We start from the raw sequence: 21,114 nt of genomic DNA on the forward strand, positions 1-21,114 counted from the left end.
GGGCTGCAAGCTAACAATCTCCCCCCTTGTGGGGGAGATGTCCCGAAAGGGACAGAGGGGTGCACACTCTCCACGACGATCGCAGCCAGCGTCATCCCCCAAATTGGATCAATCGAAATCCTCATTGCCCGAATTGCCGCCGCCATTGCGGTTGCCGGTGATGATCTCGCGCTTGCCGACATGGTTGGCGGGGCCGACAAGACCGTCCTTCTCCATGCGCTCGACGAGCGAGGCAGCGCGGTTGTAGCCGATGCCGAGGCGGCGCTGGATGTAGGAGGTCGAGCACTTCTTGTCGCGCATGACGACCTTGATCGCCTGTTCATAGAGATCGTCGCCGTCTTCCGAGGCAATCGCGCCCTTGTCGAAGACAGCCGTATCTTCTTCCTCGTCTTCTTCGTCCTCGTCGGCGGTCACCGTGTCGAGATATTCCGGACGGCCCTGCAGCTTCAGGTGCGCCACGACCTTCTCGACTTCCTCGTCGGACACAAAGGGGCCATGGACACGGGAGATGCGGCCGCCGCCGGCCATATGCAGCATGTCGCCCTGGCCGAGGAGCTGTTCGGCACCTTGCTCACCGAGGATGGTGCGGCTGTCGATCTTCGACGTCACCTGGAAGGAGATGCGCGTCGGGAAATTCGCCTTGATCGTGCCGGTGATGACGTCGACCGAGGGACGCTGCGTCGCCATAATCAGGTGGATGCCGGCGGCGCGCGCCATCTGTGCCAGACGCTGGATCGCGCCTTCGATTTCCTTGCCGGCCACCATCATCAGGTCGGCCATTTCATCGACGATGACGACGATATACGGCATCGGCGTCAGGTCCATTTCCTGTTGCTCTTCGATCGGGGCACCCGTGCCCTTGTCGAAGCCGGTCTGGACCATGACGTGGATCGTCTCGCCCTTTTCCTTGGCGGAGGCAACGCGGCTGTTGTAGCCGTCGATGTTGCGAACGCCGAGGCGTGACATCTTCTTGTAGCGATCCTCCATCTCGCGCACCGCCCATTTCAGCGCCATGACGGCCTTCTTCGGATCGGTGACGACAGGGGTCAGCAGATGCGGGATACCGTCATAGACAGAGAGTTCCAGCATCTTCGGATCGACCATGATCAGGCGGCACTGTTCCGGGGTCATGCGGTAGAGCAGCGACAGGATCATGGTGTTGATCGCGACCGACTTGCCCGAGCCGGTCGTACCGGCGACGAGCAGATGCGGCATCTTGGCGAGCTCGGCGATAACGGGTTCGCCGCCGATGGTCTTGCCGAGGCCGAGCGCCAGCTTGTAGCCGCTCTTCTCGAAATCGGGCGAATCGATCATCTCACGGAAATAGACGGTCTCGCGGTTGACGTTCGGCAGTTCGATGCCGATGACGTTGCGGCCGGGAACGACGGCGACGCGCGCAGAGAGAGCCGACATCGAGCGGGCGATATCGTCGGCAAGGTTGATGACGCGCGAGGATTTGACGCCTGGCGCCGGCTCGAATTCATAAAGGGTGACGACCGGGCCTGGACGGACATGGATGATCTCGCCCTTGACGCCGAAGTCCTCCAGCACGCTTTCCAGAAGGCCGGCATTCTGCTCCAGCGTTTCCTGCGTCATGATCACGCCGGAACGAACGGCAGGTTCCTGTAGCAGTTCGCGCGGCGGCAGCTCGTATTCGCCGTCAGCGGAGCGGGCGATCGGCCGCCATTCGGGCGGCGTCAGCGATGCGGGCCGGCGCGGCGAGATCCGGGATGGCGGTGCGTCGATCAAACGCTGAGCGGCGGCTTCGACCGCTGGGATCGTCGGCGCAGCCTTGGCGACCGGTTGGGCAGCAGCCGGCGCGGCGGCCTTCGTCGGCATCGGCGCCACGACCATGACAGGCGCGGGCCGGGTTTCAGCTTCGGCACCATAGACGGCGGTTACGAAAGCGGGCGGCACGAATGTTTCGGCTGGCGCCACCACAGTCTGCGGCTCGGCAGCAGGTGCTTCGACGATGACGGGGGCCGCCTCGACGACGGGGGCCAGAACGGCAGCCTCAAGCGCGGCAAGCTCGTCCATGGCCGGCGTGCTGATATCTGCTGCTGACGGTCTGGAAACGGTTTCGACGTGAGCTGCGATCTCGACTGCCGGCGGCTGCACGACAACGGGCTGCGGCTCGACCGCCGCTGCCGGGCGGCGGCACTCGACGACGCGGAACTTGGCGATGATCGATTCGGCATCGACTTCCGGCTTGGGCGTCGCCGGCTGCTTCGGCTCACCCTTGAGGGCAGAGACGAATTCGCCATCGAACGGCATCGCATCCCAGAAGGCAAAATCGGAAAGATGGACAAGACGCGACTCGACCACAGGCGCGGCTAGGGACTCGGGAACACTTGACTGAACAGGGGAAGCATCCAGCGCGATCGCAGGAGCTTTCGAGAATGCGGTAGCGATAACGGTCATCTCCAATGCGTCCGGCTCGGTTGCCGGGGAATTCTGAATTACTGTCGGAATATAGCCTTCCACCACCAGCGGCATGTCTTCGAGCGCTGGCAGATGGAACTCTGATGATTGCATCGGCTGCTGAATGACGGCGGCGATCGGCGCCGCGACGGCGGGCGGCTCCATGACCCGCATCGCGGCGTGCGCGGAAGCCTGCGGCCGGATCTCAGCCTTCGGCTCGACAGGCGGACGGCGGCTGATAATTTCATTTTCGCGAGTGCGGGTGAAGCGCACGTTCGGCCCCATCAGGAAGGCATTCTGCCAGCCGGGCGATGCGAGATCTTCCGCGGAGATTCCCTGCGGCAGAACCGGCATTTCCTGCTCGCTCGTAACGGCGGCAGCCTGCAGCGCCTCCACAACAGGCGGCGGGGCCGCGGCGGTGCGCTTCCTCACCTCTTCCGCAAGGCGCTTTTCCTCGGCGTGACGCTGCTCTTCAGCCTTACGCTTGGCTTCGCGGGCGTTGCGAATCTTCTCTTCCAGGAACGCGCGGCGAGCCGCGATCTGCTCGGCGCGGCGCGCCTCTTCGGCCGCCTGCTCCGGGTCGAGATCGCCCTCCGGCTGGACGCCTTGCGAGGCATTGGAAAGTGTCGTTCGGGAAAGACGCATGAGACCTGCAACCCAGTCATTGATATTGCCGTTGGCTTCTCAAATCGAATAGGGCAAGGATGGTTAATAAGTTCCTTCCTGCGCTTGTGGAAAGCAGCCATTCCGTACCCGGAAAACATGTCCGAATATTCTCGAAATCTCCGTGAAAACAATGGCATGATGCAGCTCAGCCGCACGGAAGTGCGGCAATGAGACAGGTTAAATTTTTTGTCGAGCCCGTTAGCGCGATGAGGACAGCTGCGCGATGGAAAGCAGCGTGTCGGCGCTGATACCCACGCCCGGGGAGGAACTCGTCAGAATCGAAAGCGCAGGGGATGTCGAGGAGGTCGTATTGTTCTGCAGGTCGTACATGGCCGAGAATCGCTGCAGCAGCCGATTGAGCTTGTCGGGATCGTGCAGGTCGCTCACATTGATAAAATTGCCGAGCATCTTGGCCTGGGTATCGACGTCCATATTGGAGATCGAGCTCGGCAGATTGAAGGTGGTCGTGACGACCTCATAAAGGGCGGCATCCCCCATGATGTCGTAGATCGAATTGATATCAGGCGCCTTGCGCTGGAAATAAAGCGCCAGGCGCACGCCGGGATTGCTGTCACCTTGCTGATCTTCCAGCGTCTGATGCAGGAAGAGATCATTGGTCGCTGAAAGCGCGCCCTGATTTTGCGCCGTGCCGAGCTTGCTGTCGGTCAGGTTGCCGTCGGTGCCGAAATTGAACGCCTCGACGATACTCTTGAACTTGGCACCGTCAGCCGTGTTGACGAAGCTCTTCGCATCGGACGGATCGGAGGCAAAAGCTTTCTTCAGCGTCGCCGAATCGACCGTCTTCGGATCGATACCGTTAGCCGTCAGGATGAAATTCGTAAGTTTGCTGTCGGCGAGCAGATCCGTGGCGCTGGTCACCTTGACGATGTTGGTGGCGAAATAAGTAGCGGCTGTCTTGGCGTCGTTGTTGGCCTTGGTCAGTTCGGCACCCGACAGCCCCGCCGTGCTGTGACGGGAATATTGCGAGATATAGCTGTTGATCTGCGTCTGCGACAGAGCCTGCACAGGCGCTTTCAGATTGCCTTTGCTGTCGAAATTGAAGGCCTTGGCAAGGGCCGTGAACCGCGGATCCTTGAGCGAGTTGACGTAGCTCTTCGGATCATAGGGATCGCTTTCGAGAATCCTGGTCAGCTGTGACTTCGTGACTTCGTTTTCGCCGATACCGTAGGCGCGCAGCGCCATCTGATATAGCTCCGGCGCGCTGTCGTTGGCGGCACTGCTGTCGGAGGTGTTGCTCGCAAAGAAATCCTTGATGGTCTTCACGTCGGCGATGCGGTTCTTGTAGTTGTTGACCGCATCCGTATTCAGGTTCGACTGCGACGACTGGTAGTTGCTCATATAGGCCTTGGAGGCCGCGTCGATCTCGCTTTGGGACTGTGCCGTCTGGCCGGAAGCAAGCGTCCCGTCCGACTGGAAATTGAATTGAGAGACAGCGTCGGTCAGACCGAAGATGGCGGCGGTCGTCGGATCGGCGAAGGCATTCTTGAAGACGGCGGCGGGTGTCGTCGGATCGATGCCGTAGGCCGTCTTGACGTAATCGAAGAGACGCGTATCCGATGTCAGCTGGTCGACCGACGTAATGGAGCCGATATGATTCTTGTAATAGAGATCGTTATCGGCCGCGCCGACGCTCGTAACGAACGAGGGCACGGTGAAATTATAGGCGCTCATCACATCGGCCTGCTGGCTGAGCGTCTGCGGCCCACCCGGGTAGTTCGCGGTATAGCCGGCCGTGGTGGCGCTTATCTGGCCGGACGTCTGCGCCTGCGAGCCGGATGCGACCGTGCCGTCGCTTTGGAAATTGAACTCGGCCATAACGGCGGTCAGTCCGTTCGAACTCGCGGTAGCGGCATCCTTGGCCGATGCATTGAACTGATCCGCGGTGATGTAGGACGGGATATTGAAAGCCGTCTTGACGTATTGGAACAGTTGCGGATTGGACGTCAGCTGGTCGACCGACGTGATGTTACCGATATTGGCCTGGTAATAGGCCGTGTCGCCGTCCGGCGTTGATGTCTTGACCGTGCCGTCGGCATTGAAATTGAATTCCGCCACCAGAGCCTTGTCAGCGGCGCTGCCATTCTGATTGACGTAGCTGTTCGGATCGCTGGGATCGCTCGTCAGCATCTGCTTCAGAGCTGAATTCGATACATAGGTCGGATCGATGCCGTAGGCCTGCAGCACGTAATTGCGCAGGCGGGTATTGCCGAGCAGGTCATCAACCGTCTTAACCGAGGCGATATTCTGGCTGTAATAGCTCGTTTCGGTCGCCGCCGACGTCTCCTCATTCGTAAACGACTGTTGGTAAAGCCCGATAAGGTCGTCTTCCTGTGTGCTGGTTTGCGCGGTATTCGTCGAGCCCGTCGCGCTCGTGCCGAAATTGAACGCCGCAGCGAATTCCTTATAGCGCGGATCGGTGAGCTTATTGGCGAAACTGCTGGAATCGCTGAGGTCGCTGGTCAAGACCTGTTTCATAAAGGCCTTGGCATAGGTCATATCGGAAAGCCCATAGGCTTCCATCGCATAACTGTATAACTGATAGTCATTCAGGAAGCTGTCGACGTCTTTTACTTTGCCGATATTGGCATTGTAATAGTCGATCAAACGCTTGTTTTGCGACTGCTGCGCCACCTGATTGAGCGACGTCGTCATATCTCTGGTTGCGATCGTATAACCAAGATAAGTGGAAATCATCAGCAGAATCCCAATAGATCTCTAATAAAAGCGGCGAATCTGGCTGACATTATTTCATATAAACCTTACCTGAGACTTACAGGCACTCATCCAATGCGTGCACTATATTGATGCACCACCCTGCCCTGTATTCACCTTATGGAAACCCTGATGCATTCAACTTTGCTAACCATTTGAGGACGCAAAGTTTTCTTAACCTCGATTTTTAAGCTGTCTGGAAGGGACGGCGCCTAATCTGCCCAACAACGAGAGGACAAAAGTTCTCCGAGAGAAGACCGGAACAACCGGCTCTCAGGTAAAGCAAGGGTAGAGAAATCGATGACTAATACCGTCCTGAAGCCCGACTGGGCTGGAACCACACTGCGGCTTGATCCGGCGCGCTTCCCGCAACAGGTCAGCTATGCCATGCGAGGTGCCGAGGGTGACGTCACCATTACGATCGATGAGCGCGGCGCAGTGCTGCGCAAGATCCTGCCGTCCAGCGGCCTGCCGCTGTCCGTCGCCTTGCCCAAGCGTGCATTCAAGGGTGTTGCAGCCCGCGCCATCGACCATGGCGATGGCGAAGTCACCGTCACGCTGGAACTGCATCACTCCGATCCGGATCTCTGCATTCCCCTTCTCGTCGCTCATGACCTGAGCGATATCGCCGCCGACTGGCGCTCCTGGTCGGAAGCCTTCCGTATTCCGATGCTGATGATCGAAGCCGACGGCGTGGCACGTCCGCTGGAAGAACATCTCGGCGGCGTCCGCTCGCAGGACAGCCAGCCGCGTCGTCGCCATTCCTACTTCGCAAACCGCCGCCCCCGCTTCCTCGTGCGCCGCACGACGGGCAAGCTCGGCATCAAGATGAAGATCCAGGGTCGCGAGATCATCGCAAGGCATTGAGCCGATAGGCTCGAAAACCGAATATCGCCATAAACCGGCCGTGGGAAACCAATCCCGCGGCCTAAATCCTATGGCGTCAACGAACGCTCCATGAGGATCGTTCGTTGACGCCATGGAAACTCTCGCCGACGGCATTGAAGCCCAGCTTTTCGTAAAAACCCTGCGCGGTGATCGACGAGGGGATGGACAGGGTGGCCATGCCCGCTGTCCTCGCCGCCTGTTCGATTGCAGCCATCAGGCTGGCGCCAATGCCTCGCTTCTGTGCGGAGGGAGAGACAAACACGGTGCGCACGACGGCACGATCAAGGCTCGCGGTGCCGACAAGGCGTCCGTCGTCGATCGCCACGAACACCGTTCTGCTGCTCATGAGACCGCGCACGCCAGCGGGACTAAAGCTTTCAGCAACGCGCGCTATGATATCCGCAGAATAGTCTTGTGCGTTACTCTCACGAAGCGCTGCAAGGATTACGCCGCTGATCGCCTCCGCGTCCGCCTCCAAGGCCAGACGGATTTCACATGCCATAACGCCCCCTCCGGAACCTTACGCGGCGCATCCCTCCCTTTAGGGAGCAAGAAGCAGAAACGACAGGAAGAGCCCTGCGAAAATGATCAAGCCGACGCGATTATTGGATTTGAATAGCGCAAGGCATTGTGCGCCATCGTTGATGTCGAGCACGGCGATCTGATAGGCGAACATGCCGCCGGCGACGATCAGGCCAAGATAGGCCAGCCAGCTTGTACCCACGAGCGCAAAGGATAGCAGCATCAAGAGCAGCGCCACCCCATAGAGCCCGACCAGCCAAAGGCGCGTCTGATCGCCGAAAAGCCGGGCAGTCGAGCGCACGCCGATCAGCTCGTCATCCTCCTTGTCCTGATGCGCGTAGATCGTGTCGTAGCCGATGGTCCAGAGGATGGCTGCGAGATAGAGCACGATCGAGGCAAGCGACAGGCTTCCGAAGAGACCCGCCCAGCCCATCAGGGCGCCCCAGGAAAAGGCAAGGCCGAGGAAGAATTGCGGCCAATCCGTGAAGCGCTTGGCAAAGGGATAGAGCGCGACGATGCCGAGCGACAGGACACCGAGCACGACGGCAAACCAATTGAACTGCAGCAGCACCAGCAGGCCTACCAGAGCCTGCAATGCGATAAATACCTTGGTCTGCAGGCGCGTTACGCGGCCCGATGGCAGCGGGCGCGAGCGCGTGCGCGCCACGGACATGTCGATCTCGTGGTCGACGAGGTCATTATAGGCACAGCCGGCACCGCGCATGGCAACGGCGCCGACGAAATAGAGGAGGAGGTGATAGATCACCACGAATCCGGGAGAGCCCTGCCCCGAGGCGACGGAGGCATTGGCAGCAAGCGCCACGGACCAGAAGCATGGCCACATCAGCAGCTGCCAGCCGATCGGCCTGTCCCAGCGCGCAAGCTGGGCGTATGGCCAGAGGGTCGGGGGCAGAACGCGGTAGACCCAGTTGCCGGATGGCGCGTCAGCGACGCGCCCGTTGATGTCGCCTGTGTTTTGCATAGGCGAGTAGTAGTGACATCCGGCACCGGAGGTCAAGCGGCGAGGCCATAACGAAACATGACCTCGCCCGTTGCTCAGTTCATCGTGAAATTGAACTTGTAGCTGGCGGAAACGCCGATCAGCAGCTGGTTGCGGTCGCCGCGCTCGCGCACGAGGCTGCTGTCGGCGGCGGGACCGGTGAGCCGGGTATATTCAAGGAAGGTACTGGTGGTCCAGTTCTGCGAGGCCTTCCAGGTCAGTGCGCCGCCGAAGCCAACGGATTTAACACCGCCGCCGGGCTTGTAGCCGCTGAGGCCGGAGGCAGCCGATTGACGCGCATTGACGCCGTAATAGGTGTCGAAATAATCGCTGCTGGCGAATGTCACGCGTGGACCTGCGGAGGCGCGAAGCTCCGGCGTGATGTCGGTAAAGGCATCGACCGCGGCATCGGCGACGATGCCGCTATGGGCACGAATACCCTGGCGAACTTCGACGCGAGCGCGCAGCCAATCCGTGGGATAGGCTTCGGCAAAGCCGCCGGCTTCCACACCCCACTTGACCTTCTTCAATCCCTTCAGCTCGCGGCCATCGCTGCTGTCGCGGCTCGGCACGAATTTGCCGACGATGCCGATGCGAAATGCATCGCTTTCGATCAGGGCAAAGGACGGATTGTCGTTACGCGAGGAAAAGCGCGGGCCTGGGCCTTGCCGGCCGATAGACACCAGCGGCGACCATTGCAGCTTGTTGTGCTTGCCGCCTTCGAACTTCGGCGCCGAGAAACCGGCCGCACCGACGCTTAAGTACCAGTCACCCGACCACAAATGCTGGCCATCGCCCGCCTCGGCAGCGCCGGCATAAGCGACGACGGAGAGCCCGCCAATGAAAAGGAAACTTAACTTTGCAAACACAACGAAACTCCATGATACGCAATACAAAGGGCCTTACGACCCGAGAGTTGCTGCAAGTTATGCGGATCGCGTTACCGCTCCCTTAACCACAAGACCGCGAATTCGGTCGGAACATCAAATTCAGGCTGCTCCAATCCGGACGCCGTTCGACATGCGGTGACCTATCGCGTTGATTTAATTTCTGTATAGATGCTCAATCGTGGGTAATGGCTGCAATTGCCAAGTGCCCGCCATCTCATAGCCCCCCAATTTCAAAAGATGAGAAACGAATGAAGAGCATATCCCTGATCTCCCTAGGTCTGATCCTGACTGCCGGCATGGCGCTTTCCGGCTGCGTCGGCACTCCGATCGGCGGAGCAAAGCAAAGCCAGTTTTCGGGAAATGCCGCCCCCGGCAAGAAGACGAAGATTACGAGTACTTCGCTCGTGAAACAGGACTGCACCTTTGCAGGATTTCCCTATACAGGCGTCATTAAGCAGCCTGCCCACGGCAAGGTTGACGTCGAGCACGGGCCGGTCGCGGCAAAGTTTCCGAAAGACAGCAATGCCTATCTATGCTCGGGCAAGACGGTCCAGGGCAACATCGTCTACTACACGCCGAACCCTGGTTTTGCGGGCACCGACCAGTTCACCCTGCGCCTTACGGGACTGAATACGGATGGTACGGTGCAAGACGGTACCTTTACCGTCCATGTCGGCAGATAGCGGCCGCAGCGACGTGCGGGCATGAATAGAAAGGCCGGACCGTGGCTTTCCACGGTCCGGCCCCGTCAAACGGGGCGATGACGGAGGCTCAGAACGTCACCTTCTCCAAAGGCGCGCGCCCTGCCTCGAATTCCTTCAGCTTCGCCTCGCGCTCCGCAATGTAATTGCGGTTGTCAGGAACGGCGAACTGGTTCTTGGTGATCTGGAGCTGCATAATGAACAGCTCGTCCCAGCGGAAGCCCATTTCGGAACCGGCCAGATAGAACTCCCACATGCGGAAGAACTTTTCGTCGTAGAGCGCGACGGCGTCGGCCTTGCGCGCCGCGAAGCGGTTGCGCCAATGCCTCAGCGTATAGGCGTAGTGCATCGGCAGGGTTTCGACGTCCCTGGTGAGCAAACCTGCCTTTTCCAGTGGCGGCGTGGTCTCGCCGATGGAGGGGATGTAGCCGCCGGGGAAAATATACTTTTCGATGAAGGCGTTGGTGGCAAAGCTCGGTTTCGGGCGGGCAATGGAGTGCAGCAGCATGACACCGTTGTCATCCAGAAGTTCAGAAACCTTGCGGAAGAACTTGCCATAGTCGCCGATGCCGACATGTTCGAACATGCCGACCGAGACGATGCGGTCGAACGTCTTGCCCGTCAGGTAGCGATAGTCCTGCAGCTCGAAGCGCACGCGATCGGAGAGACCGCGCTTGGCTGCCCGCTCGCGCGATACCTTCAGCTGCTCTTCGCTGAGCGTGATGCCTGTCACGTCGAGGCCTGGATAGGCTTCGGCAAGATACATGGCCATTCCGCCCCAGCCGGAGCCGATCTCCAACACCTTCTGACCGGGCTCGACCAGCAGCTTGGCGGCGATGTGACGCTTCTTGGCAACCTGCGCTTCGAAGAGGCTGATGCCAGGCGGATTGAAATAGGCGCAGGAATATTGCCAGTCCTCATCGAGGAAGAGATCGAAGAGCTTCGCCGAGAGATCGTAGTGATGCGCAACATTGTATTTGTTGCGATTGATCGGCGAGCGGCTCTTGATCTGCTGCCAGGCGATGCGGCCGAGCAGCAGCGCCGCCATGCGGAAATCGAAAATCTCGTTGGTGGTATTCTGCTTCACCAGCGACAGGAACTCGTAGATGTCCCCCTGCTCGAGGATGAAGCGACCCTCCATATACATTTCGCCAAGCTTGAGCGTCGGATCGCGGGCCACCGCATCTTCAGCCTGCTGATCGGCAAAACGGACGGCCACCGTCTCTCCGGTTCCGTCGCCGACCATATGGGTCTCGCCGGATGCGAGCGTAAGCCTGAGTGAACCTTTACGGATGATTTTCTTGACGAGAGAAAAGAGTGTCGACGCCATGGACGCCCCGAATGTTATGACATGACATTAAGGCAACTTTAACGCCTCACAGCATTGTGGCAAGCGCACCTTTTCACAGTCATTGGCACTCTGACAACAACGCTGCCAGAGTGTGACATTCTTGCACGAAGTTCCGCTAAGTCCTTATTTTCGTTTGAATGCGTCCGCCAACGCTGCCCCAAAACTACCCTGTTGTTCGGCCTTCGGACGGGTATTTCCCGTAACGCCAGCGCTGCGCGGACCACCCTGCTCGCGTGTGTTCCGCCCGGACGGGGCTGCCACAGTGCTGCCATCTTTGCGCATGGAGAGGCCGATTCGCTTACGCTTCGCATCGACTTCGACGACTCTGACCTTGACGACGTCGCCGGCCTTCACGACCTCATGCGGGTCCTTGATGAAGCGATCCGTCAGCTGCGAGACATGTACCAAACCGTCCTGATGGACGCCGATATCGACAAAGGCGCCGAAGGCGGCGACGTTGGTGACAGTTCCTTCCAGCAGCATTCCCGGCTTGAGGTCACCGATCTCGTTGACGCCCTCCGCAAAGGTTGCAGTCTTGAAGCTCGGGCGCGGATCGCGCCCCGGCTTTTCCAGTTCGGCGATGATGTCGCGCACGGTCGGCAGGCCGAACTTGTCGTCGATGAACTGACGGGGATCGACCGCCTTCAGCGCTGCCGTATCGCCCATCAGCGTGCGCAGGTCGCGGCCGCAGGCGGCTACGATCTTCTTGGCGACGCCATAGGCTTCCGGGTGTACCGAGGAAGCGTCGAGCGGCTCCTTGCCGTTCGGAATGCGCAGGAAGCCGGCGCATTGTTCGAAGGTGCGCTGGCCAAGACGCGCGACCTTCAGGAGATCGCGCCGCGTCTCGAAGGCGCCTTCGCCATCGCGATGCCGAACGATCGCTTCGGCAATCGAAGGCCCAAGGCCCGAAACGCGAGCAAGCAGCGGCACAGACGCCGTGTTCAGATCGACACCGACGGCATTCACCGCGTCTTCGACTACGGCATCCAGCGAGCGCGATAGCTTCTGCTGGTCGACATCGTGCTGGTACTGGCCCACGCCGATCGACTTCGGCTCGATCTTTACCAGCTCGGCCAGCGGATCCTGCAGGCGGCGGGCGATGGAGACGGCGCCGCGCAACGAGACATCGAGCCCGGGGAATTCCAGCGCCGCCGTTTCCGAGGCGGAATAGACCGATGCGCCGGCTTCGGAAACAATGACCTTGGTCGGCTTCGGCGCCGGCAGTTCGGCCAGCATGTCGGCCACAAGCTTCTCGGTTTCGCGGCTGCCTGTGCCGTTGCCGATCGCGATCAGTTCGACCTTGTGCTTGCGGATAAGTACGGCCAGCGTCGCCTGCGTGCCACGCACGTCGTTCTTCGGCGGGAAGGGATAGACGGTCGTCGTCTCCAGCAGCTTGCCCGTGCCATCGACCACGGCGACCTTGACGCCGGTGCGGATGCCCGGATCGAGGCCCATTGTGGCGCGCGAACCCGCAGGCGCGGCCAGCAGCAGATCCTTCAGATTGCGGGCGAAAACATGGATCGCTTCTTCTTCGGCACGTTCGCGCAGTTCCCGCATCAGGTCGAGCGACAGCGACATCGAAAGCTTCACACGCCAGGTCCAGCTCGCGACCTCCGTCAGCCAGCGGTCGCCGGGCCGGTTTGCGCCGATATCGTAGGCCGCAGTGATCATGCGTTCGACCGGCTTGTTGGGTGAGACGGCGTCGGTATCGATTTCGATATTCAGTGTCAGGACTTCCTCGTTCCAGCCGCGCAACATGGCAAGCGCGCGATGACCGGGAGCCGTCGCCCAGCGCTCCTGATGGGCGAAATAATCCGAGAATTTGGCGCCTGCCTCCTGCTTGCCGTCGACGACTGCAGCCTTCAGCGTGGCATTGGTCTTCATGTAATTGCGCAGCTTGCCAAGCAAATCGGCATTTTCGGCAATGCCTTCGGCGATGATATCGCGCGCCCCCTCCAACGCCGTTTTCACGTCAGGCACATCGGCCGTGATAAAGCCTTCGGCGAGAACCGCAGGCTCTTTGGAGCGATCCGCAAGGATCGTGTCGGCCAATGGGCCGAGGCCGCGTTCCCTCGCAATTTCGGCGCGCGTGCGGCGCTTCGGCTTATAGGGCAGATAAAGGTCTTCCAGCTCAGCCTTGGTGCCGACGGTTGCAACCTTGCTCATCAGCTCGTCGGTCATCTTGCCCTGGCTGGTGATGGATTCGATGATAGCGGCGCGGCGGGCTTCCAGCTCACGCAGATAGACCAGACGTTCCGACAGCGTACGAAGCTGCGTATCGTCGAGGCCGCCGGTCACTTCCTTGCGGTAGCGGGCGATAAAGGGCACCGTTGCACCTTCGTCCAAGAGCTCGATGGCGGCCTTGGCCTGATCCGGGCGGGAGTTGATCTCGGCGGCGATGGTAGCAGCAAGGGAACGGATATCGGCGGCCATGTGTCTCTCTGAACTGGACAATCGTAAAGGGGACCATAAGCATGATCCCGCGGACATAAGAAGCGGTTTTCGTCACGGAACACGCCAATCCGGGCGCGGAGATGGCGTGGAGGGCGAAGCCGCCTCCGCTTTAACGGGATAAAAAGGCATGGCAATGTTGCCAGCCCTGCCTCCACAGGATTTGCCGCTTGACCTTTGGCTCAAGCCCCCTTAACCGCGCAAAAGGACGCAACGAAAGGGCAAGCCATGAGAGTTCTGTTGATCGGATCGGGCGGACGCGAGCACGCATTGGCCTGGAAACTGGCGCAATCGCCTCTCATGACGGAATTCTATGCCGCACCCGGCAATCCCGGCATTGCTGAACATGCGGCGCTTGCGCCGATCGATATCGACAACCATGACGCTGTTGTCGCCTTCTGCAAGGACAAGGCCATCGACTTCGTCGTCGTCGGCCCCGAGGCACCCTTGGTCGCCGGCATCGCCGACAAGCTGCGCGCCGCCGACATTGCCGTTTTTGGCCCTTCTGCAGCCGCCGCCCAGCTCGAAGGGTCGAAGGGTTTCACCAAGGATATCTGCGCCCGCTACAATATTCCCACCGGCGCCTATCAACGCTTCAACAATGCACCGAAGGCGAAAGCCTATGTCCGCGCTCAAGGCGCGCCGATCGTCGTCAAGGCGGACGGCCTTGCGGCGGGCAAGGGCGTCACCGTCGCCATGACCATCGACGAAGCGCTGGCCGCAATCGACGATTGCTTCGAGGGTGCATTCGGCGAGGCTGGCGCGGAAGTGGTGATCGAAGCCTATCTCGATGGCGAAGAGGCAAGCTTCTTCTGCCTTTGCGACGGCAAGCATGCGCTGGCGCTTGCGACCGCACAGGACCACAAACGCGTCGGCGACGGCGATACCGGCCCGAACACCGGCGGCATGGGCGCCTATTCCCCTGCCCCCGTGATGACGCCCGAATTGGTTGAGCGCACCATGAAGGAAATCATCGAGCCGACGATGCGCGGCATGGCCGAAAGCGGCCATCCCTTCAGCGGCGTATTCTTCGCTGGGCTGATGATCACCGCCAAGGGTCCTGAACTCATCGAATACAATGTCCGCTTCGGCGATCCGGAATGCCAGGTGCTGATGATGCGGCTGAAGAGCGACCTCCTGCCGATGCTCTATGCCTGCGCCAAGGGTACGCTGGATCAGGTGACGGCCGAATGGAGCGAGGATCCGGCGCTAACCGTCGTCATGGCCTCCAAGGGCTATCCCGGCTCCTACGCCAAGAACACACCAATCGCGGCGCTGCCCGCCGACGACGACGAACGCGAGAAGGTGTTTCATGCCGGCACAGCCTTGAAAGACGGCGCACTCGTTGCGACGGGTGGGCGAGTCCTCAACATCACTGCGACAGGCAAGACTGTGGGCGAAGCAAAAGAACGCGCCTATGCCCTTGCCGGCGAAGTGAAATGGGACAACGGCTTCTATCGCAATGATATCGGATGGCGTGCAGTGGAGCGCGAAAAGTAAACATCACTTCGGTTCCGCAATCGCAAGTCCATTAAATTTTTACCTAATCTCCTGACGGGATGGAAATAAAGCCGCACTAATGTCTTCGTCACTATAGGCGGAGTTCTTGGTTATGCGTTCCTTCTTTGTGACCTTGGCGTGCATACTGGCCGGCGATTCCGCCATGGCCTCGTCGATCCAGCCGATCGACGGCACGATGATCGGCGGCAGGGGCAGCATTATCAACAAAAGCTGCGCCGAATGTCCTCCGCTGAAGCCTCCCGTCACAGAAAGAGAATACACCGTGCCGACGCTGGAACCCGGCACGCAATCCGTCGTCGTGCGTGATATCGATGGTCAGAAAAAGGTCGTCCGCACTGAAGCTTGGATGGGTGGCTCGCCTGTTAACTTCGTCAGCAAGCCTACGCCAGAAGCGCTTGCCGCCGCCGGTGAGCCCGTCGACGGCATCGACATCACGGCTCGGACGGCGGCCTTGCCGAACTCTTCCAAAACTCGCGAACCTGCGCCGCTCGATATCTCCGCCTTCCAGCTTCGCCAATAAGCCCCGCAAGCCGTCTTGGTAACGCTTGGCCGCTTGCGGGATGCCGACTATATTCACATTTATAAATATATCCTCATAATGTTCGATAAATCTAGATAACAGCCGGATATCTCAAAGTCTCCTCGACGGCATAGCCAAGTAAAATTTCGTATTACTTACAATTCCTGCGCACATCTCCGGTTTAATTCCAAATTAAATACAACCAAATCCCCACAATTAAAGCTTTCTTAGACATAAACAGCGATTTTACTGCCACCGGACAGCAGCATGTCATTTAAGCGGCGGCAAACGTATTGAGTATCTCTCAGGCGATCGCACAGGCGGTAGGATACCGCACCGGTATTCACCCCTGTGGGAGGCACCATGAAGAATCTCAAGATTTCGCGTCAATTATTTGCCCTGCTCGGCGTCCTGATGGCCGCCTTCGCCGTGGCGACCTATTTCCAGATCCGGTCGCAGGCCGATTCTATCTATAGCGACCGTTTCGACATGCTGCGCACGCAGGTCGAATCCGGCATTTCCATTTTGGACCAGTATTATCAGCGCGAAAAATCCGGCGAGATGACTCATGAGGCGGCTCAAGCCGAGGCCTTCAAGGTATTGTCGCATGTCAGCTTCGCGCCGGCGGGCTATTTCTTCGGCTTCGACTATAACGTCATACAGCGTATTCACCCGAGCCCGGTCAATATCGGCAAGGACATGTCCGGCCAAGTCGACAAGAACGGCACCCATTTCAGCAAGGAAATGGTCGAAAAGGCGATTAAGGGCGGCGGTCGCACGATCTATTACTGGAACAAGCCCGGCCATCCCGGCACCGACTTCTTCCTGAAGGGTAGCTATTCGGCTGCCTTCTCTCCCTGGCAGATCGTGCTCGGCTGCGGCGTCTACATGGACGACCTGGATGCGCAGATCAATGCAACGATGTGGCGCGCCCTGCTCATCTGCGGCATCGTCTTCCTGGTCGGCATCGGCGCCGCCATCTACTTCATCCGCGGCATCACGAAGCCGCTCGCCGACGTCCATGCCGCACTGAAGGCCGTGGCCGACGAAGATGTGAAGATGGCCATTCCGCATGCCGAGATGCGCAACGAAATCGGCCTGATGGCGAAAGCGACCCAGGCGCTGCAGGAAAAGATCCGCGAGCGCCACGTGCTGGCCGACCGCCAGGCTGCACAGGAACTCGAAATCAGCAATGAGCGCGAACAGAACCTGCGCCAGCAGCAGGATGAGGCCCACGAACAGGCGCGCGTCGTCTCGGTCATCGGCCGGGCGCTTGAAGACCTCGCCCAGGGGAACCTGACGATACGGTGCGGCGATCTCGGCGCAAGCTATGCCGGCCTTCGCAACAACTTCAACGAGGCGCTGTCGCATCTCGAAGCCGCGATGGGACGCGTCAACGCCAAGGGCAACGACATCGGCCTCAGCAAGGAAGAAATCCGTCGCGCCTCCAATGAGCTGTCGCAGCGTACCGAGCGCCAGGCCGCCAGTCTGGAAGAGACTTCGGCAGCGCTCGACGAACTCACCGTCGCTGTCCGCCAGACCGCGGAAGGCGCCGATGAAGCCAGCAAGCGCGTTCATGCCGTCAGCGCCGAAGCATCGCGCAGCGATGCCGTGGTTGCCCAGGCAATCGAGGCGATGAGCGGCATCGAGAAGTCCTCGGCCGAGATCGGCAAGATCATCGGCGTCATCGACGAGATCGCCTTCCAGACCAACCTTCTGGCGCTGAATGCCGGCGTCGAAGCGGCTCGCGCCGGCGAATCCGGCAAGGGCTTTGCCGTCGTCGCCCAGGAGGTGCGTGAACTCGCCCAGCGCTCCGCCGCAGCCGCCAAGGAGATCAAGGACCAGATCGCCCGCTCCTCCGGTCAAGTCGACCAGGGCGTTCGCCTCGTTGGCGAGGCTGGCGAAGCGCTGAAGCGCATTTCCGGTCAGATCAAGGCAGCCAACGAAATCGTCTCGAAGATCGCCCACAGCGCCTCCGAGCAGGATACGACGCTGCGCTCGATCTCCTCTTCGATGAACCAGCTCGATGCCGCCACGCAGCAGAACGCCGCCATGGCCGAAGAGACCACCGCATCGGCCGAGACACTCGCCGCCGACACGGAAGATCTCCTCGCCCTCATCCGCGGCTTCCGTGTCAACGAAGGCCAACCCGCTGCGGATCATCGTCGCCGGGCCGCCTGAGCTGCATAGGCCAGAAAACACGAAAGCGCCGGGCATGCGTCCGGCGGTTTTTATTTGGCTATGATGCTTGTGTCAGTCGATCGCCGCCAGCCGTTCGACCAACCTGTCGATCTCGCGATCGGAATAGACCTCGATGCCGGCCTGTTTAAGCAACGCCGCCGTAACGCCCCGGCCACTCTGCCGGTCACCCGAAAATGAGCCGTCATAGATGAAGCCCGAGCCGCAGGACGGGCTTCCGTCGATCAGGAGGGCATAGCGGCAGCCGGTTTCCGTTGCGAGCGCCAGCGCATTTTCCGCCGCCTGACGAAACTCCGCCGTGACATCGCCGCCGGTGATCTCCATCACCCTTGCGATGCCGGCAAGCACGTCCTCGCCAGTGGCGCCGCCGGCAATCTCGGCCGGTGGTCTTGGAACCGCCATGCCCGCAGACATTTCCGGGCAGATCGTCACCAACAGCCCCTCTTCGCGCCAGCGATCGATCGCCGGATGGACAAGCGGCTTGGAGCGGCCGTCATAGCGGACGGCATGGCCCATGAGGCAGGCGCTGACGAGGATCTTTCCGGTCATCGCGACCCCATGTCTTATCCCGCGATCTTCGAGAAGTCGGCGACCGTGCCGGTTGCTTCACGGATCATGCGCAGCAGCGCCAGACGATTGGCGCGGATGGCGGCGTCTTCGTCATTGACGAGCACGTCTTCGAAGAAGCGATCGACCGGTGCGCGCAGCTTGGAAAGGGCTGCCATGGCCGAGCGGAAATCTTCCTTGGCGATCGCGTCGGAGGCCTCGGCAGAGGCGGCCTTGACGGCGGCAAAGAGATCCTTCTCCGCATCGAGCTTCAGCAAGGCGTCCGAAACACCATCGGCAACGACGGTACCCTTCTTCTCCTCGGCGGCAAGAAGCTGGGTGGCACGCTTGGTGCCGGCGAGCAGGTTCTTGCCATCTTCGGAGGTGATGAAGGCCGTCAGCGCCTCGACGCGGCGGGCGACCATCAGCAGGTCGTCAGCTTCCGACGTCAGCACGGCGTCGATCAGGTCATGGCGGGCGCCGAGATCGCGCAGATAGACCTTGAGGCGATCATGGAAGAAGGCGAGCAGATCGGCATCCTTGGTGGTGGCGAGCAGCGGCAGGCGCACGCCCCGTTCCAGCAAAATACGGACGACACCGAGGGCGGCACGGCGCAGCGCGTAAGGGTCCTTCGAGCCCGTCGGCTTTTCGTCGATCGCCCAGAAGCCGACGAGCGTATCCAGCTTGTCGGCAAGCGCGACAGTGATTGCAACCTTGTCCTCGGGGACGCGGTCGGACGGGCCTTGCGGCTTGTAGTGATCTTCGATCGCCGTCGCGACCGAGGCGTTCTCGCCCTGCAGCGACGCGTATTTGCGGCCCATGACGCCCTGCAGCTCGGGGAATTCGCCGACGGCTTCGGTGCGCAGGTCGGCCTTGGCGAGCACGACGGCACGGTCGATCAGAGCGGCATCGGCGCCGGTAATCTTGGCGAGGTCAGCGGCCAGCGCTCGGATGCGGGCGACGCGCTCGCCCTGGCTGCCGAGCTTGGCATGGAAGGTGACGTTCAGAGCGTCGAGCTTTGCCATACGCTGGTCGAGCGGCTTCTTCAGATCGAGGCCGAACTTCTTGGCGGAGGCTTCCAGCGTTTCGAGATCGGGCAGATCGCCCTGGTCACGCTTCCAGAAATGCAGCGCGTCGGACAGACGGGCGCGCACGACCTTGCCGTTGCCGTGGATGATTTCCTTGCCGCCATCCGTCGCCTGGATATTGGCAACGAGAATGAAGCGGTTGGACAGCGTCTCACCGGCCGATGGCCGCGTGACGAAACACTTCTGGTTGGTCTTGATGGTCAGGCGGATGATCTCGGATGGGATCGAGAGATAGTCCTCCTCGAAGGAGCCCATCAGCACCTGCGGCCACTCGACGAGGCCGGAAACTTCCTCCAGCAGACCTTCGTCTTCGACCAGCTCGAGGCCATTGGCGAAAGCGACGTCGCGGGCATCATGCAGGATGATGTCCTTGCGGCGTTCGGCATCGAGAACGACATAGGCCTTTTCCAGGCTCGAGGCATAATCCTCGAAACGCTTGACCGTGATTGGGCCGGGGGCATGGAAGCGATGGCCGTAAGTCACGTTGGAGGCGACGATGCCGTCGATCTCGAAGGGGATGACGACAGTCTCTTCATGCTCTGTGCCGAAGGTGCAGACGATCGACTGCAGCGGGCGCACCCAGCGCAGCGAGCCGGGCTTTACCGAGGCCTTGCCCCAGCGCATGGATTTCGGCCAGGGGAAATTTCTTATGATGTCGGGCATCACCGCAGCAACGATTTCCTCCGCAGCACGGCCGGGCTTGGAAATGATCGCAACGTAGAAATCACCCTTCTTCGGGTCGCTTTGGACCTGGGCTTCCGAAATTGAAGAAAGGCCAGCGCCGCGCAGAAAGCCTTCGATTGCCTTCTCGTTGGCATCGGTGCGCGGACCCTTGCGCTCCTCGCGCACATCGGCCGAGCGCGCCGTCAGACCGCGAATATCGAGCGTCAGGCGCCGCGGCGTCCAATATTCCCTGGCACCCTCATAGGAAAGACCCGCTTCGACCAGGGCATCGGTCACCAGCTTCTTCAGGTCGCCGGCAGCCTTGCGCTGCATACGGGCGGGAATTTCCTCGGAGCGGAGTTCGAGAAGGAGATCGGGCATGTCAAGGTTCCTCACCCTCCCCTTGAGAGAGAGGGTCGGCACGGCGTGCCGGAGTGGGGTGAAAACGGTCGGCCTCTGCTAGCAAAATTTGCCGCTGCTGCACAATGGCAAATATCGTATCCAGAACAGCCTCGACCTCATCCATGACCTCGGCATTCCAGAATCGAACGACATGATAGCCTTGGCCTTCAAGAAAGGCCGTCCGCTCGACATCGTAACGCCTTGCCGCATCCTCCGCATGCTGGCTGCCATCAAGCTCGATAATCAGACCGATCTGATGACAGGCGAAATCAGCGAAATAGCGCCCGATCGGAACCTGGCGGCGAAAATGCGTGCCCTCAATCGGAATGCGCCACAGCTGTTTCCAGAGCTTGGCTTCCGCATCGGTTGAACCGGCGCGCAGGCGGCGGCTATTAGCGATTTTGAAGCGATCGAGTTTGGAGGGCTTTTGGGGCACTAAAGATCCATATCTCTTGGGTTTACAAAGTCGCTGTTCACACCCTCCCCTTGAGGGGGAGGGTCGGCACAAAGTGCCGGGGTGGGGTGATCATGGCAACCTCCGCAGCCAAACAA

The 21,114-nt window shown here is 60.3% G+C and carries 15 protein-coding genes; 5 read left to right on the forward strand and 10 right to left on the reverse strand.

Features of this window, described 5'->3' with window-relative positions:
- Positions 1–108 precede the first annotated feature (108 nt).
- Positions 109–3,066: a DNA translocase FtsK gene (locus tag AC13QE_RS11340; protein ID WP_488483710.1), complete on the reverse strand. Its 2,958-nt coding sequence runs from the start codon at positions 3,064–3,066 to the stop codon at positions 109–111.
- 219 nt (positions 3,067–3,285) lie between these two features.
- On the reverse strand, positions 3,286–5,802 hold the full coding sequence (locus AC13QE_RS11345) for a DUF1217 domain-containing protein (protein WP_488483711.1): 2,517 nt from the start codon (positions 5,800–5,802) through the stop codon (positions 3,286–3,288).
- A 318-nt stretch (positions 5,803–6,120) separates the two neighbouring features.
- On the opposite strand from AC13QE_RS11345, the gene AC13QE_RS11350 reads away from it, so the two are divergent.
- The gene (locus AC13QE_RS11350; RefSeq protein WP_015339003.1) at positions 6,121–6,687 is read left to right on the forward strand and encodes a DUF6101 family protein; all 567 of its coding nucleotides are present in this window, start codon (positions 6,121–6,123) and stop codon (positions 6,685–6,687) included.
- A 76-nt stretch (positions 6,688–6,763) separates the two neighbouring features.
- On the opposite strand, the gene AC13QE_RS11355 is transcribed toward AC13QE_RS11350, so the two are convergent.
- The 3 genes from AC13QE_RS11355 to AC13QE_RS11365 all read right to left on the reverse strand — a co-directional run bounded on the left by AC13QE_RS11355 (position 6,764) and on the right by AC13QE_RS11365 (position 9,072).
- Positions 6,764–7,210, reverse strand: a complete 447-nt coding sequence (locus AC13QE_RS11355; RefSeq protein ID WP_488483712.1) for a GNAT family N-acetyltransferase — start codon at positions 7,208–7,210, stop codon at positions 6,764–6,766.
- Between the two features lie 39 nt (positions 7,211–7,249).
- A complete protein-coding gene (gene ubiA / locus AC13QE_RS11360) occupies positions 7,250–8,212 on the reverse strand; it encodes a 4-hydroxybenzoate octaprenyltransferase (RefSeq protein ID WP_488483713.1) in 963 nt (320 codons plus the stop codon).
- 74 nt (positions 8,213–8,286) lie between these two features.
- Positions 8,287–9,072 carry a MipA/OmpV family protein gene (locus AC13QE_RS11365; protein ID WP_488483744.1) on the reverse strand — a complete coding sequence of 262 codons (786 nt, stop codon included), beginning with the start codon at positions 9,070–9,072 and terminating at the stop codon, positions 8,287–8,289.
- Between the two features lie 296 nt (positions 9,073–9,368).
- On the opposite strand from AC13QE_RS11365, the gene AC13QE_RS11370 reads away from it, so the two are divergent.
- The gene (locus AC13QE_RS11370) at positions 9,369–9,803 is read left to right on the forward strand and encodes a hypothetical protein (protein ID WP_488483714.1); all 435 of its coding nucleotides are present in this window, start codon (positions 9,369–9,371) and stop codon (positions 9,801–9,803) included.
- Positions 9,804–9,891: 88 nt separating this feature from the next.
- On the opposite strand, the gene AC13QE_RS11375 is transcribed toward AC13QE_RS11370, so the two are convergent.
- Together AC13QE_RS11375 and AC13QE_RS11380 are read right to left on the reverse strand one after the other, a co-directional pair.
- Positions 9,892–11,151 (reverse strand): cyclopropane fatty acid synthase, encoded by a 1,260-nt coding sequence (locus AC13QE_RS11375; RefSeq protein WP_488483715.1) that lies wholly within the window; start codon positions 11,149–11,151, stop codon positions 9,892–9,894.
- A gap of 144 nt (positions 11,152–11,295) precedes the next feature.
- Positions 11,296–13,605: a Tex family protein gene (locus tag AC13QE_RS11380; RefSeq protein WP_488483716.1), complete on the reverse strand. Its 2,310-nt coding sequence runs from the start codon at positions 13,603–13,605 to the stop codon at positions 11,296–11,298.
- A gap of 246 nt (positions 13,606–13,851) precedes the next feature.
- Here AC13QE_RS11380 and purD point away from each other — a divergent pair, with 246 nt between their 5' ends.
- The 3 genes from purD (at position 13,852) to AC13QE_RS11395 (ending at position 17,845) form a co-directional block, all read left to right on the forward strand.
- Positions 13,852–15,123: a phosphoribosylamine--glycine ligase gene (gene purD / locus AC13QE_RS11385; protein ID WP_488483717.1), complete on the forward strand. Its 1,272-nt coding sequence runs from the start codon at positions 13,852–13,854 to the stop codon at positions 15,121–15,123.
- 112 nt (positions 15,124–15,235) lie between these two features.
- A complete protein-coding gene (locus AC13QE_RS11390; protein ID WP_488483718.1) occupies positions 15,236–15,664 on the forward strand; it encodes a plant virulence effector HPE1-like domain-containing protein in 429 nt (142 codons plus the stop codon).
- 363 nt (positions 15,665–16,027) lie between these two features.
- The gene (locus AC13QE_RS11395) at positions 16,028–17,845 is read left to right on the forward strand and encodes a methyl-accepting chemotaxis protein (RefSeq protein ID WP_488483719.1); all 1,818 of its coding nucleotides are present in this window, start codon (positions 16,028–16,030) and stop codon (positions 17,843–17,845) included.
- A 72-nt stretch (positions 17,846–17,917) separates the two neighbouring features.
- Here the strand turns inward: AC13QE_RS11395 and AC13QE_RS11400 are convergent, their stop codons facing one another.
- From AC13QE_RS11400 to AC13QE_RS11410, 3 genes are read right to left on the reverse strand one after another with little or no spacing between them, the layout of a single operon-like run.
- Positions 17,918–18,412, reverse strand: a complete 495-nt coding sequence (locus AC13QE_RS11400) for a 2-thiouracil desulfurase family protein (RefSeq protein WP_488483720.1) — start codon at positions 18,410–18,412, stop codon at positions 17,918–17,920.
- Positions 18,413–18,426: 14 nt separating this feature from the next.
- Positions 18,427–20,541: a glycine--tRNA ligase subunit beta gene (glyS, locus tag AC13QE_RS11405; protein WP_488483721.1), complete on the reverse strand. Its 2,115-nt coding sequence runs from the start codon at positions 20,539–20,541 to the stop codon at positions 18,427–18,429.
- A 1-nt stretch (position 20,542) separates the two neighbouring features.
- Positions 20,543–20,998: an endonuclease domain-containing protein gene (locus tag AC13QE_RS11410; protein WP_488483722.1), complete on the reverse strand. Its 456-nt coding sequence runs from the start codon at positions 20,996–20,998 to the stop codon at positions 20,543–20,545.
- Between the last annotated feature and the right edge of the window lie 116 nt (positions 20,999–21,114).

The sequence above is a fragment of the Martinezella sp. CNPSo 3957 genome (assembly GCF_057784395.1).

Bases quoted from the DNA above. Each gene is read 5' to 3' on its own strand.
- AC13QE_RS11340 (WP_488483710.1), bottom strand. From the start codon at position 3,066: ATGCGTCTTTCCCGAACGACACTTTCCAATGCCTCGCAAGGCGTCCAG.
- AC13QE_RS11345 (WP_488483711.1), bottom strand. From the start codon at position 5,802: ATGATTTCCACTTATCTTGGTTATACGATCGCAACCAGAGATATGACG.
- AC13QE_RS11350 (WP_015339003.1), top strand. From the start codon at position 6,121: ATGACTAATACCGTCCTGAAGCCCGACTGGGCTGGAACCACACTGCGG.
- AC13QE_RS11355 (WP_488483712.1), bottom strand. From the start codon at position 7,210: ATGGCATGTGAAATCCGTCTGGCCTTGGAGGCGGACGCGGAGGCGATC.
- ubiA (WP_488483713.1), bottom strand. From the start codon at position 8,212: ATGCAAAACACAGGCGACATCAACGGGCGCGTCGCTGACGCGCCATCC.
- AC13QE_RS11370 (WP_488483714.1), top strand. From the start codon at position 9,369: ATGAAGAGCATATCCCTGATCTCCCTAGGTCTGATCCTGACTGCCGGC.
- AC13QE_RS11375 (WP_488483715.1), bottom strand. From the start codon at position 11,151: ATGGCGTCGACACTCTTTTCTCTCGTCAAGAAAATCATCCGTAAAGGT.
- AC13QE_RS11380 (WP_488483716.1), bottom strand. From the start codon at position 13,605: ATGGCCGCCGATATCCGTTCCCTTGCTGCTACCATCGCCGCCGAGATC.
- purD (WP_488483717.1), top strand. From the start codon at position 13,852: ATGAGAGTTCTGTTGATCGGATCGGGCGGACGCGAGCACGCATTGGCC.
- AC13QE_RS11390 (WP_488483718.1), top strand. From the start codon at position 15,236: ATGCGTTCCTTCTTTGTGACCTTGGCGTGCATACTGGCCGGCGATTCC.
- AC13QE_RS11395 (WP_488483719.1), top strand. From the start codon at position 16,028: ATGAAGAATCTCAAGATTTCGCGTCAATTATTTGCCCTGCTCGGCGTC.
- AC13QE_RS11400 (WP_488483720.1), bottom strand. From the start codon at position 18,412: ATGACCGGAAAGATCCTCGTCAGCGCCTGCCTCATGGGCCATGCCGTC.
- glyS (WP_488483721.1), bottom strand. From the start codon at position 20,541: ATGCCCGATCTCCTTCTCGAACTCCGCTCCGAGGAAATTCCCGCCCGT.